Here is a 15,082-nt window from a genome sequence, read left to right on the forward strand (position 1 = left end):
AATTAAAAAATTTTCATCATAGGAGCTAACCTCCAATATCGAACTTCAAACTGCTTAAGGCATTTTCTCAACAATTGGATCTAACCTTCTTTTCAATTTACTGCCCGGTGTAAAACGTTTGGCCAGTGTAATTTTAAACTCGCCTGTCTTTACGCTGTACTCATGATTAGATGACTTGCCTTTTGCGTCAGTAGAGTTGTGTAGCCATGATATGGTAGCCGCCCATTCTTCACTATTATAACCTGCGACGGCCCGCAGTGTTGCATTCGGACTGATAGAGGTGCGATTGGCAGACCCCGTCGCAGATACTTCCTTTACCATACTGATATCGCCATTGATAGTTAGGCTGCCGGTAAGGAAAAGATTTTCCTGCCATACGGCTGTGTAGGCGTAACCAGCGCCGGGTCCCAATTCCAGCAGTCTCACCCGATGTATTCCCTGTTGCGGATAATACGCATTTAAATGCGATGGCACCAATGCACTGTCTCCTTTCATCGTCCCATAATATATTTCGGCGCCGATCAATACCGAGCCGGCCGATTTTTTTTGCCATTCATTTTGTAAAAAACCAGCACGATAAGAAAATCTTTCACCATTCAATAAACGGTAGGCTGAAGCGCCTAACAGGTTTACTTTTATATCCGGCCGTTTGTAATAATTTTTATCTGCCGTTCCCTCGGGGCCACCGAGTGAAAGATAATAGCCTTTATAAAATTGTGCATAGACATCCGTTACCCAATCACGGGTATAAATATGTGTTTGAAAGTCGAATGAACGGGTCTTGCCTTTTTCTTCCTTATTAGGATTCAGAAAACCAAAGCCTGACCCAAAACTTAATGACAGGGATTTATAACTTGCATTAATACCCATGGTAGTTAAGCTGTTTGGGCGATAGCGCAACGATTGTATTTCGTTTGGCGCTTTCATAATAAGTGAAGTGTATTTTTTAGCAAGATAAAGCCGTGTTGTTAGCTGTTCTTCAAACGTAGTGTAATATTCATCGTCGGCATTGACACTACCGGTTTGGGCAAATGCGTATTGAGCGACCAGTAATAAAAATCCTACACTCAGTTTCTTCAGTTGGTTTAACATAGTTGCCAGGGGTTAATAAACGAATTGTAAGATAACCAAAAAATAATGCCGGATTTACGTTTTGCCCTGGTAAGAAACATTATTTAGTAAATCTTCCACGCCTCCACGGTCGGGGAGCTTTGGTAATTATCCTTTAATCATTGAAATTCGCAGTATGGCCTTTGACAGAAAAAACTTATCCAACGACCAGCTTATCCATTTCTACCACAGCATTCTTTATCCCCGGATGATAGAAGAAAAGATGCTGATCCTCTTGCGCCAGGGAAAAATTTCTAAATGGTTTAGTGGCATTGGCCAGGAAGCAATAGCGGTGGGAGCTACATTAGCGCTGAATGAGGATGAATGGATTATGCCGTTGCATCGCAACCTCGGAGTATTTACTACCCGTAATATGCCGTTAAGTAAATTATTCATGCAATGGCAGGGTTCTCAACAAGGCTATAGTAAAGGAAGAGAAAGAAGTTTTCATTTTGGTAGCAGCGAGCATCATGTCTGTGGCATGATCTCACATCTGGGTCCTCAATTGGCGATTGCAGATGGCGTGGCGCTGGCTTATAAACTTCGCAACGCTTCGACAGGCTCAGCATTAAAAGTCGCCCTGGCTTTTACCGGCGAAGGTGGTACCAGTGAAGGCGATTTTCATGAGGCATTAAATGTAGCAGCGGTGTGGGATTTGCCTGTTATCTTTTTAATTGAGAATAATGGTTATGGTTTGAGCACACCGACCACTGAACAATACCGCTGCATCAGTTTAGTAGATAAGGCAAAGGGTTATGGCATGGAAGGCGTGCAGATAGATGGCAATAACGTGCTGGGTGTATATGATACCATTAAAGGTGTGAGAGAATACTGCATCAAACATCAAAAACCATATTTAATAGAAGCCATGACATTCCGCATGCGGGGACATGAAGAAGCAAGTGGCACCAAGTATGTTCCGCAAAATCTTTTTGAGCTGTGGGAGAAAAAAGATCCGGTAAAAAATTATGAACAATATCTTTTGAAGGAAAATGTTTTTTCTGCCGATGATATTGAAAATATAAAAAACCACCTGAAGGAGAAAATAGAAACAGAATTAGCTCTTGGCTTTAATGCGCCTCCCATATTAGTGGATACAGAAGAAGAATTAAAAGATATTTACGCCGCCCCCTCTAACTCCCCCCAGGGTCGAGAACCCATATTACAACCCCGGCTTATCGACAACTCCGCAGTTAATAATGAATTTACAAAAAGCGGGGAAGGTGGACAGATGGCCTCCTCTTTGGGAGGAGGTCGTGAGGAGGTCAGGTTGATTGATGCTATTAAGGAAGGGCTGCATCAATCAATGAAGCAACATCCTAACCTGGTTTTAATGGGCCAGGATATTGCTGAATATGGTGGTGCATTTAAGATTACAGAAGGTTTTGTAGCTGAGTTTGGAAAAGAGAGAGTAAGGAATACGCCTATTTGTGAAAGCGCTATCGTTGGCGCTGCGCTAGGTCTGAGTCTCGAAGGTTATAAAGCTATGATGGAAATGCAATTTGCTGATTTTGTAACGGTCGGCTTTAATCAAATCATCAACAATCTGGCTAAGCTGCATTATCGCTGGGGACAAAATGCAGATGTGGTAATACGAATGCCGACTGGTGGCGGAGTTGGAGCTGGCCCCTTTCACAGTCAAAGCAATGAAGCCTGGTTTGTACATACACCGGGATTAAAAGTGGTGTATCCTTCTACACCCATTGATGCAAAGGGATTGCTGATCGCTGCTATTAATGATCCAAACCCGGTTTTATTTTTTGAACACAAAGCTTTATACCGAAGTGTAACTGGGCCGGTACCAACTGCCTATTATGAAATAGAAATTGGTAAAGCCCGGCATGTAAGAAATGGTGATGAGTTAAGCATTATTACCTATGGCAGCGGCGTACATTGGGCCGAAGATTATGCAGCAGCACACCCTGAAATTTCGATAGACATTCTTGACTTGCGTAGTTTATTACCGCTTGACTATACAGCTATCCACGCATCTGTGGCGAGAACAGGACGTGTATTAATCCTGCATGAAGATACATTGACAGGTGGCATTGGTGGCGAAATAGCTGCCTGGATAGCGGAAAACTGTTTTCATCTTTTGGATGCACCGGTGATGCGTTGCGCTTCGTTAGATACTCCTATACCTTTTAGCATTGAGTTAGAGCAAAATTTTTTAGCGAAGAGCAGGTTGGATGAAGTTGTTGAGAAAATTCTAAGTTATTAGTTTTTTAAAAATCGTTAGACATCCTTCATTTATTCACCATCTCCACTACACCGGCCCAGTTCTCCGGCACACCTGTTTGTAAATGTTTGATTGCACTGTCGAGGAAGAAAGCCGCTGTTCTATCCTCCGGATATTTTTCCAATATGGCCTGGAAGCAATCGATGGCGGATGCAAATGATTTGTTGAGGTAATATTGCATCCCATCGTTGAAGAAAGAAAGTGTTTTTTCTTTTGCTATTATTTCTACGTCAGCGCCACCGCTGAAGCATTCATAAATTCCAACGGGTTCCAGTTTTCCTTTTACTTGTACTTTACCGAGCCACCGCAACTGAAAATTCTCCGGGGATTTGATTTGTTGTAGTGTTGCGTCGCTGAGTAAAATGCCGGCTTTATAATATTTTGTCAGGCTCTCGATGCGGGAAGCAGTATTTACAGTATCTGAAATAGTGGTTGCATCCAGGCGATCCTTATCACCTGTAATGCCCATGATCAACGGACCGGTGTGCATGCCTATACCAATTTGTATTGGATGATGGGTAGAAGAATTGATTTTTTCATTTAGCTGGCGAATATTTTTTTTGATCTCGATGGCGGCAGCTAACGCATCATCAGCTCCGCCGGGAAACAGTGCCATAATCGCATCACCCAAATACTGATTGATAAATCCATTATGGCGACGAATAAGGGGACCTAAATATTCATTGTAAGAACAAACAAAATTGAAGGTTTCTTCCGGGGTCATTTTTTCAGATAGCGCCGTATAGTCTCTAATGTCGGTAAAAAGAACCGTTACTATTTTTTCAACCTGGTCGCCCAATTTTACATCAGTAATTACGGTGTGGCCGAGTGAACCAATAAATTCATAAGGGACAAATTTGCCGGTCACTTCATAAATCCGGCGCATCGCTTCTTCTTTTTCTCTTGCTTCCCGGATATTTTTTTCATACAGCAAAGCGCTTTCAATGGCAGATGATGATTGCAAAGCAAGCGTAGTAAGAAATTTCAAGTCGGCGGCTGCATATTGTGCAGCCTTATCGCTGGCGAGTATGATGGCCCCCATCACCCGATGCTTGACTTTTAATGCAGCATACATTAATGATTGTACAACGGGTTTAATTATTCCTGTTTCTTTGAGAATGCTGAGATCACTCATTATATCAGACTGCCCGCTCAATCCAATCTTTAACATCAGGTTCGCCTGCTCAACAGTTTTTTCTTTGTTGAATAATTCTTCACCTGACGCAGCTGGTAATTGTAATTGCCTGCTACTTTCATCCCATAAAACCACCAGTCCGCTTGATGATCGCACAAGATGCATCGCTTCTTCAAGTGTTATGGCCGCAATTGCCGTTGGACCGATAGCCTGGGCCAGCTTATCAGAAAAATTAAATACCATGTTTACTTCCTGGTAAAGCATCAACACTTCGGCGCCTAGTTTTTTTTTCTCCAGGTCTTTTTGTGCAAGTAGTGTCAGCAGTGATGCGACCAGTTCCGTTTTTTCGTCACCTTTCACCCAACCGAGCAGCTCTCCTTCTGGTTGAATCGGTTGCTGAAATTTATCAACGGCATTGGCGTTACCGGCTATAAAATTTCCGTTTTCATCTTCGATCCTGATAGCCGCATTTGTTGTTTCAATTAAAGAGTTCAGCAAATCAGCACTGCTGTTTTTTTTACCGATGATATTTTTAAGGCTGATTTTGGCCATAATGGTGTGAAGAAGATAAGGACAGATAATATTTTATTACTAAAACCGAAACGTTTACAATTGTAATACTTCTCTTGCTTTATTCAATATTACTTCAGGGTCAAATGGCTTGGTCATATAAACATCGGCCCCTACTTCCTGGCCCTTTTGCCGGTCAAGTTCCTGCCCCTTGGCAGTCAATAAGGCGATGTAAACGTTATCCAGCTTCAATTCCTTTTTTACTTTTTTGCAAACTTCCATGCCATTCATTTTTGGCATCATTACATCCAAAAAAACAAGCTGCGGCTTTTCCTCCTGGATGATCGACAATGCCGCTTCACCATTTTCCGCGGTCAGAAATTCAACACCCTCATCTTCCAATTCTTCCAGTGTTTGCTCAATCAGCATCCGGATATGCGCTTCATCATCTACAATTAAAATTTTTTGCTCCATCGGTTTATTTTTAGTTAGGTTACCAGTTCCCTGTTTCCCGTTGCCGGTAACTGGTAACCGGTAACAGCCATTTCAACTCCTTACTGGTAAATTAAAAACAAAACATTCTCCAATCCTTTTTCAAATCGCAACGACTGTACGATCTCCTGCTTTGCACTCAGCACTGAATTAAGAATTATTATGTCCGGTTGATTGATGATCGCTTTTTCTACTAATTCTTTCCCATCAGACTCTACTACCTGGTAACCCTTCGCCTGCAATACTTCGGTCAGAGTTCTCACCGCTGTTGTATCTTCATCAACAACCATTACTTTTTTCTTTGACTTGCCTTGCTCAAGCAGGCTGCCCACTTCTGTAAATAGTTGTGCAGTATCTATCGGCTTGGTCAGGTAACGATCGACTCCGATACGAAATCCTCTTGCCTTATCCTGGACTATTGACAGCACGATGATGGGAATATCCATGGTTTGAGGATCGTTTTTCAGAATAGCAGCAACGTCAAAACCATTCATCTCCGGCATCATGATGTCGAGTATGACAAGATCGGGTCGGTGATTACGAATACTGGCCAATGCTTCCTTTCCATTTTTTGCTTCTTCGATGATATAGCCTGCATCTCCCAGTTCCTGGTAGAGCAAGGAGCGAATAGAATCATCATCATCAACCACAAGGATGGTGGCATGATGACCATTCGAACTGAATTTTGATTGTGCCATTTGTTCCTTCAGTTGTTTCACCAGGTCATTAAGATGAATAGGAGTTGCAGGGGCTGCTTTCTGAAGAGGTAGAGCAAAAAAGAAAGTACTTCCTTTTCCTGGTTCACTCTTAAGCCAAATCCGGCCACCGTGGTGTTCCACTATTTCTTTGCAAATAGGAAGTCCAAGACCAGTTCCCTTTGGTTTATCTGTCAGCGTATCTCCTACTACTTGTTTAAATTGTTCGAAGACTGCATCATGATCCTGCGGCGCTATACCAATGCCGGTATCTTCAACTCCAACTACTATTTCATCATTTTGCTGATTGGCCCGGCAAATTACTTTTCCTGATGGCGTGAATTTTACAGCATTTGAAATCAGGTTTACCACTACCTGGATCAGTTTATCCCGGTCACCGCTGATCAGCGGAAGGTTGGGCTCAATAAATTTTTCGAGTTCCAGGTTTTTTTGTTCAAATAGCGATGTGGTCGCTGCAATGGCCCGTTCCATTATTTCCTGCATGGATACACTCTCCAGGTTCCACTCCATCTTACCCGCCTCTATCTTGGCAAGGTCTAATACTTCGTTGATCAGGTTAGTTAACCGCTCACCTTCAGAAATTACTACATCAAGGTTCTCAGAGACCTGGTTAATAGTTTTGGTTGTTTTTGGATCAGACTGATTCGTAGCAGGAAATATTTTGTCTTCCAATCTTTTTTTAATGATTTTGGCAAAGCCCAAAACAGAAGTTAGCGGCGTTCTTAGCTCATGGCTGACGGTAGAAAGGAATGCACTTTTCGCCTGGTTGGCTTTATCAGCAGTTTGACTTGCCTCTTCTGCCTGTTGTTTGGCCAGCGTTAATTCTTCAAACAACTGAGCTTTCCGCAACGCAACGCCTACAGAGGCGGCGATAGTAGAAAGTAAACGTTCATCGTTTTCATTGAAGCGGTTCTCACTTTCAGTGCTTTGTACACTTAGTACACCGATGATTTCTTCACCGACAGGAATAGGAACGCCGAGATAAGAGGCGGCTGGCACGCCAATATGCGTGATTCCCAATTCCTCCGTTTTGGCAGTGACCTCTTTATTAATCAGCAGCGGTTTGCCTGACAAAATAATTTTTGACGTGAGACCCTTACCGAGTTTCATAGGAGTGAGTGTATCCCCGTACATGTAAGGGAAATGAATGATTTTTGTTTTTGAATTTAATAATGCGAGGTAAACAATATTCGCTCTGAAAAGGTCCTTCATTTGATCGCCAACCAGTTTGATCAGTTGCTCAGTATTTAATTGCGACGTGAGAGCCTGGCTGATATTATTAACAGTTCCCAGTTCGGATGCCCGTTGTTTTGCTTCTGCCAATAATCTCGTTGTTTCATCAAACAACCTTGCATTTTCCAGCGCAACACCCATACTGCTGGTGATGGTACTTAACAGTTTTACGTCAGCCTCGTTGAACGCATGTTCTTTGTCTACATTTTGCAGGCTCACAGAGCCTCTTATTTTATCAGCCACAATCATTGGAACAAATACCGCTGACTTTGGCGCTTGTCCCATGCTTACACCTGTACCGCCATATTTCTTTGCTGTCTCAACATAATTTTCGTTGATGAGAATTGGCTGATGGGTTCGGATCATTTGCTTATTGGCCCAAATTAAGGGCCGGGGTTCTGAATAATGACGTTTGCCTTTTTCAATAGCATATTGCCAGGTTTCGGTGGTGCTGTCCTTGTCAAATGTTCGGATCAACACCGTTTGTGTATCGAATAACTGGCAAAGTTTTTCACCCACCAATTCATAAATGCCCTGCGATTTAAATTCCTTCACCAGTCCGTCCTGTACACTGTTAATCGTTGCCAGCTCAGCTTTTCGTAATTCGGTTTCTTTTAGCAGCCTGGTTGTTTCATCAAATAGTCTGGCACTCTTCAATGCCACACTCATGCTATTAACCAGTGTTGAAAGAAGGCTTATATCGGAATCTGAAAATGCATTTTCCTGGTCGAGGTTTTGCAAACTGATCACACCAGTTACTTCACCGCCTGCTATCATCGGGACAAGTACTATTGATTTGGCAGCCTGGCCAACCATAACTGTATTGTCGTAGATCGGCCTCAGTTTTTCAATGTCTTTGTTGATGACCAATAACTGGCCGGTTTCTATGACATGTTTCCTGAAACCTTTGGGTGGTCTTGGTTCCAATAAAGTACGGTCTCCCTTTTCAAATGCATACCGGTCTTCTATAAGATTACTGTTCTTATCATAAGTAACAATATCAATGACCTGCGCATTGAATATCTCCCGCATTTTTTCACCTACCAACACATAAATTCCCTGCATATCCATCTGCGCTACCAGGCTTTCCTGCACACTGTTGATAACAGCCAGTTCGGCATTGCGCTGTTCAGTTTCTTTCAGCAGGCGACTGGTTTCATCAAAGAGCCGGGCATTTTCCAAAGCCACACTCATACTATTGGATAATGTTTCCAACAGGCGGATATCGGATTCCGAAAAGGCATTTTCTTTATCTATATTTTGAAGACTAACATATCCTTTGATGATATTCCCGGAAAGAAGGGGCACAAATATCAACGATTTAGTGATGGCTGTACCTGCTATGGGTGTTAATCCATATTCCGTTATTGCTATTTCTTTTGTGGGAATATAAATCGTATGCTTCTTATCAATTAACAGTTGTCTTAGTTTATTGATCGGCCGGGGCTCAACTTTGACCTTTTCATTGTTTTCAAAAAAGTAATTAAAGAGTTCAGTCTTGTTTTCAAAATCGAACGTGGCAATGATTGTAACCTGTGCATCAAAAAGTTTTTGCACCCTGTCACCGACAAGGTTATAAATACCCTCCATATCCAATTCCTTCGCCAACCCATCCTGAACGCTATTGATAACGGCCAACTCTGCAGTGCGTTGTTCGGTTTCTTTCAGCAGCCTGTTTGTTTCATCAAAAAGCCGGGCACTTTCAAGGGCCACACTCATGCTATTGGCCAATGTGGTCAGCAGGCTTACGTCGGACTCAGTAAAAGCATGTTCATGATCGACGTTTTGTAAACTAATAACGCCGGTGACTTCGTTAGCTGCAACAAGTGGAACATAGACCTGTGACTTTGGTATTTCACCGATTAAAATTTCATTGTCAAATTCCTTTATCTTTTGTTCTACATGTTCATTATGCAGTAATACCTGCCGGGTTTGTATCACATGTTTGCGGAAGCCTTTTGGTTCTCTTGGTCCCAATAATGTTCTATCACCTTTTTCATAGGAATATTTGTCTTCAATTAAGTTGGCTTTGCGATCGTAGGTTACTATATCAATGACCTGCGCATCAAAAATTTCACGCATTTTTTCTCCCACCAGGTCATAAATGCCCTGCATATCCATTTCTCTTACCAGGCCGTCCTGTACACTATTGATCACTGCCAGTTCCGCGTTGCGTTGTTCTGTTTCCTTTAATAAGCGATTGGTTTCATCAAACAGGCGGGCACTTTCCAATGCTACACTCATGCTGTTGGCCAGCGTTGTTAAAAGGCTTACATCTGAATTGGAAAAAGCGTCTTCATGGTCAAGATTTTGCAGGCTGATGACACCTTTTATCTCATTGCCGGCAACCATCGGCACATACATTTGCGATTTTGGTTTGTCGCCAATTAAAATTTCATTGCCAAACTCTTTCATTTTTTGCTCTACATCCCGGTTATGTAAAAGTATTTGACCGGTTTCTATGACGTGTTTCCTGAATCCATTAGGAGCCCTTGGCCCGAGCATTGTTCTATCGCCTTTTTCATAGGCATACCTGTCTTCGATGAGGCCGGCCTTCTTGTCATAGGTGACGATATCAATAACCTGGGCATCAAAAATTTCCCGGATCTTTTCGCCGACCAGTTCATAGATGCCCTGTATATCCATTTTGGCTACCAGGCTTTCCTGTACACTGTTAATAACAGCGAGTTCAGCATTACGTTGTTCAGTTTCTTTAAGTAAACGATTAGTCTCATCAAAACGACGGGCACTTTCCAGCGCCACACTCATACTATTGGCCAATGTGGTGAGCAGGCTTACATCCGAATCAGGGAAAGCCATTTCTTTATCCAGGTTTTGCAGACTGATCATACCTTTTACCTCATTACCTGTTATAAGCGGCACAAAAACGGCGGATTTTGGTTGCTCGCCATAAATCACTTTACTATTGAACTTCCTGCTTATTGCGTCAAGGTCTTTATTAATTACAAAGGGCTGACCGGTATCAATCACATGTTTTCTGAAACCGGCGGGTTCCCATTTTCCAACCAGAGTTCTATCGCCTTTTTCGTAGGAATACCGGTCCTCCATCAAATTGGTTTTGCTGTCATAAGTGACAATATCAATTATCTGCGCATTGAAAATGGCCCGGATCTTTTCGCCTACCATTTCATAGATGTCCTGCATACCCATTTCTTTCACCAGTCCTTCCTGTACGCTGTTGATAACGCCGAGTTCTTTTACCCGGTGACTCAACTCTGCGGTTCGCAGCGCCACCGTTTCTTCCAGTTCTTTGTGTTTTTCTTTTAACTGGCGAGTGCGGAACCAAACTATAAGACCAATTAATGAGATGGCGGCACAGGCATACAAGGTGTAAGCCCACCAACTGGCATACCATGGCGCCTTGATGGTAAATGAGAAAACAGACTCTTCACTGAGTTTTTGATAAACGTTTTTTGCCCTGACATGAAAATGATATTTGCCGGCAGGAAGGTTGGTATATTCTTTATAATAATTGTTATCAAACGTGGACCAGCCTTCTTCAAAACCTTCCAGCCATGTTTGAAAAAGAGTTTTGTCTTCCTGTTCAAAGAAAGGAGTAGCATATTCAAACCGCAATGTGTTGCTGTTATAGGCAACCTGCATTTTTTCCGTTTTGTTATTGTCAACTACAGGATTCAATAGATTGTTGCCGGCGGTAATCTGGCGAAGCAGGGTTTTAAAAGGCTGGTCATAGTTCTTTTGGAGATTTTCATCGTACCTGACTAATCCATCTGTCGTGCATATCCACACAATGCCATTGGATTCAGGATAAATTTTTCCAATAGTTCTTTCCGAAATGGGCAGTAAAGGAGTTTTATCGATCCGGTATTTACCATCGGGTTGTGGTGTAGCCAAAATAGTTTCTTTACCAAACCGAAGCCACACTCTGCCGACAGCATCTTCTATCATATCAAATTCACTGGAGCCTCCGCCATTAGGAAAACGACCGAAAGTGACCGTGTCCGGATAAAATCTTTTTTGCTTCTCATCAAATTTGTACAAGGCAGAATCGCCGACAAACCAACTTTCACCCTTTATATGATAAACAGCCCCCAGTGAGTTTTTTAATCCATTTGCTTCACCAAACCTTTCGAAACGGAATTGATGGATATCCGGTTCTCCATTTTTATCGAATGCCGGTGTCAGCAGGTAAACAGCGCCACTTTGTGTGCCTGCCCAAACCGTACCATCTTTATTTTCTGAAAAGGTCCAAAACTGATCATCCAGCTTAGGGACATGACCTTTGAATTGCCAGGGTTGTGCTGAATTTTTTCGGGAAAAAACAGCTACTCCAAACGTAGCGCCACCCAACAACATATCAGGATGATTCTTTGAAATAAACAAACCGGACAATTGCAGGTCGCCACCAACCGAGGATCGTATCAGGGTGGGTTTACCATTGCGGATCGAAAAAAGACCATCGTTGGCAACTAAAAGGGTATTACCATCTTTTACCAGGTTAAAGGTTTGATTCGGGGGCACCAGGCTTACCGGGTCAAACCGGCCGGTTAGCTCATTAAACCGTAGTAATCCATTGGTGGTACCGAGGTACAGTTTGCCTTCAAACCGTTGAATGCTTAATGTTGCTGTATTAATACCTGATTGATTGGTGAATTGAGTGAGCGGCGAAGCGGTTTCTACACGGGAGATACCATTGTCTAAAGCCAGCCACAATGTACCCTTGCTGTCCGAATAAACGCCATAAACTGATTCATCCTGCAAACCAACATCACGATTAATCAATTGTAATATTTTGCCCGAAGCGTCTATGATGACGAGTCCCTTTCCTGTAGTTGACAGAACATAATTGCCGTTGGACAACATGGCGCCTTTGTATAATGTCCCGGCCCTCACCAATTCATCTGCTTCGGTTTTAAATGGCCGAAAGCCGCTGTCATCAAACAAGAACATGCCTGCGTAAAACATTCCCAATATATATTGCTTTCCAATGCCGGGGCTCGCCTGGGGAGTACTGGCGTTATAAGGAAGCATCACCTGTACTCTTTCCCGCCCAAGAAACTCACTACCTGGTATCAGCTGCAAGGAATCTTTTACCAGTTTTAGCAGACCTACATTTGATTCGTGCACAAAATAATTGTCGTCGTAAAAGAAAGCGTACATGAATTTTGTTTTGGGTACCCATGTCTTTACCTCCCTCTTTTCGTTGATCCGGAAAATATATTCCCGTGACTGAAAATAAATATCGGATCCACTGATATGAATGGTCCATACGTCAAAAAAGTTCCTGTAGGCTGCAGGAATATATTGTCGGAGAGAAATTGCTCTCGTCTGTCCCACGCTATCCCGCATGAGATAGCCAAAATCACCCGCAGCTCCATAATAAATGGTGCCGTTTTTATCCCGCGCCAATGACCTTACAACTGCCGGAGCGGGGCCATTGAAAATTATTTTTCGCCATCTCACACCATCATATTCCAGGATGGTAGCCTGTACGCCGAAATACATAATGCCACGGCCGTCTTCGATGATGCACCAGGTTTGCGGCAGAGCCTTGAATGTTTTGGGGCTGTAGTTAGTAATAAAAGGCAATCCTTTTTCCGAAATGGCCTGCGCTATGAGAGATAGTGGGCTTAAAAAGATCACAATGCTGGCAAAACAAATTGCAGCTATTCCCTTGTTTTTGCTAAATGGGCGGCTATTTCTCATGATCAAATGCAGTTAAAAACATGCTTTTCGATCAGATAGAGGATAAAGCCTTCAAAAGTGCGGAGCGGGCCGGAATTGATTTTCGGTGATCTCTTATTAAATATAGCACAATTCTTAAACACTATATCCAATAACAGTGCTTTATTGGTCCTGCACAAACATTAACCAGGCGTTGGTATTAAGAGCCCTGGTATACGCCAGCAAGATCAACTGGTTTAACCGGCGATAAGTCCTTCTCCAGGCAACCGTATCAAAATCCTGCTGAATGAACCAACCTCTTTATTTTAATTTCCTGTTTGTATAGGTTGAAAAATCAGCCAGTAATGTTTTATACTCCTCGTGCATAAGAGGAGAGGTCATTAAGAAATCGGCGGTAGCCCTGTTACAGGCAGTTGGAATATTCCAGGTGGCCGCTACCCGCAACAATGCTTTTATATCAGGGTCATGTGGCTGAGCTTCCATGGGATCCCAAAAAAATATGAGGGCATCAATTTTCCCTTCGGCAATGGCAGCTCCTATTTGCTGGTCACCACCAAGAGGGCCACTCAAAAATTTTGATATCGATTGATCGAGTGCGGCTTCTAATAATGAACCCGTGGTGCCGGTAGCATAAAGGCGATGTTTGGCCAGTGCCGCCTTATTATAAATAGCCCATTCAATAATTTCATCTTTCATATTATCATGTGCGACCAATGCTATTCGTTTACGACTGCCTAATACCCGGGTATTCATTTTTATTGTTGTTAGTTGTTGATCAAAATCGGCATGAAATTACAGATTGGTAATGAGAATCATTTGACAAAAGGCAATATTCCTTGTAGCGATCAAGAGTGAGTTTTACAAATAAAAAATCCGCTCATTGAGCGGATTCAGTAAAAAAAGAAAAGATTAATTATTTAAAATCGGCAGTAACGGTAATTTTTGGATTTTTTGATACTTTACCGCCGTCAATGGCAGCCCCGGTGATTCCATAATCAGCCAAAGCAATGGAGAAATTAGCAGTAGTTGTCAGGCTATTGCCATTTACAACAACAGTACCTGGCACTTTTACTTTTTGACTTTGGCCTTTAACAGTCAATACACCTTCAACATCCGTTTTGTAGGAACCATCTTTTGCAAAATTTACAGCGGAAAGGTCTACAATATTTCCTTTGAATGTGAAAGTAGGGTGCTGACTGGAATTCAGCCATTTTTCACCATTGAAATGCTCTTGCATCATGGGGTTCTTGAAAGCAAAGTTTTTCACGTTGGCTTCAAACTGAACCGCACCGGTTTTTGTATCAATAGCTGCAACGACAGTTTTATTATCTGCCTTTGGCAGGTTATCAATGGCGGTACTTGCATCGAATGAAATCGTCGCTGATGTAGTTGTTTTCTTTTGCGCAAACAGGCTTCCTGTTGCCGCTACAAGGGAAAGAATAAAGAAGATTTTTTTCATTTTCTGATTGTTTAAAGTGAGTGGTTTTATTATTACTATTTAACTATTGCACAACGCTTGAATGTGATAAATTCTGTACCTAAAATTTCACTGAATACACCGCCGCTGCAGGAACCCTTTATAGATACGGAATCTCCTACTTTCAATGTTTTTGCTTCCGCAATATGTTGCTCCTGGAAAGCGAAGATGGCATAAGACCCGCTGGTAGTATCAATAAATTTGATATTGACAGTGGTATCCGCCGGCTCTATTTCAGAAACCGTGCCGCTAACTGTTATGATTTTGTCAGTGTATTTTTTATTGGCGACACTATCACTTTTTTCAAACTCACGGATGAAGTCAAGGGCGGAAACACTGAAATCAGCCTTCCTGTCTTTGGTATCAGCAAATTTTTCCGTTGCAATGTACCAGTAGATGCCGGCAGCTATTGCAGCCAGAACAACAAAGACGATCAATGATTTTTTCAGCCAGCTTTTTTTTGTTTTCGGCATATTCTTCTCTTAAGTTGCTTTTCATGGGCA

General features: G+C 42.4%; 8 protein-coding genes. 1 reads left to right on the forward strand and 7 read right to left on the reverse strand.

Translation table 11 applies throughout. The annotated features are described in order from the left end of the window. Positions 1-54 precede the first annotated feature (54 nt). Positions 55-1,092, reverse strand: a complete 1,038-nt coding sequence (locus tag ACFEL9_RS12015) for a DUF4421 domain-containing protein (RefSeq protein ID WP_385890121.1) — start codon at positions 1,090-1,092, stop codon at positions 55-57. 154 nt (positions 1,093-1,246) lie between these two features. Here ACFEL9_RS12015 and ACFEL9_RS12020 point away from each other — a divergent pair, with 154 nt between their 5' ends. Then, entirely contained in the window at positions 1,247-3,331 is a 2,085-nt protein-coding gene (locus ACFEL9_RS12020) for an alpha-ketoacid dehydrogenase subunit alpha/beta (RefSeq protein ID WP_385890124.1), read from the forward strand. 25 nt (positions 3,332-3,356) lie between these two features. On the opposite strand, the gene ACFEL9_RS12025 is transcribed toward ACFEL9_RS12020, so the two are convergent. The 6 genes from ACFEL9_RS12025 to ACFEL9_RS12050 form a co-directional block, all read right to left on the reverse strand. Next, positions 3,357-5,036, reverse strand: a complete 1,680-nt coding sequence (locus ACFEL9_RS12025) for an adenylate/guanylate cyclase domain-containing protein (RefSeq protein ID WP_385890127.1) — start codon at positions 5,034-5,036, stop codon at positions 3,357-3,359. Between the two features lie 54 nt (positions 5,037-5,090). Continuing rightward, entirely contained in the window at positions 5,091-5,468 is a 378-nt protein-coding gene (locus ACFEL9_RS12030) for a response regulator transcription factor (RefSeq protein WP_385890129.1), read from the reverse strand. 80 nt (positions 5,469-5,548) lie between these two features. Continuing rightward, on the reverse strand, positions 5,549-13,123 hold the full coding sequence (locus ACFEL9_RS12035) for a GAF domain-containing protein (protein ID WP_385890131.1): 7,575 nt from the start codon (positions 13,121-13,123) through the stop codon (positions 5,549-5,551). Between the two features lie 279 nt (positions 13,124-13,402). Beyond that, entirely contained in the window at positions 13,403-13,855 is a 453-nt protein-coding gene (locus ACFEL9_RS12040; RefSeq protein WP_385890133.1) for a methylglyoxal synthase, read from the reverse strand. Between the two features lie 160 nt (positions 13,856-14,015). Next, positions 14,016-14,561, reverse strand: a complete 546-nt coding sequence (locus ACFEL9_RS12045; protein ID WP_385890136.1) for a YceI family protein — start codon at positions 14,559-14,561, stop codon at positions 14,016-14,018. Positions 14,562-14,596: 35 nt separating this feature from the next. After that, on the reverse strand, positions 14,597-15,052 hold the full coding sequence (locus ACFEL9_RS12050) for an OB-fold protein (protein ID WP_385890139.1): 456 nt from the start codon (positions 15,050-15,052) through the stop codon (positions 14,597-14,599). Positions 15,053-15,082: the final 30 nt, after the last annotated feature.

The sequence above is a fragment of the Terrimonas alba genome (assembly GCF_042434975.1).
GTDB lineage: Bacteria > Bacteroidota > Bacteroidia > Chitinophagales > Chitinophagaceae > Terrimonas_B > Terrimonas_B alba.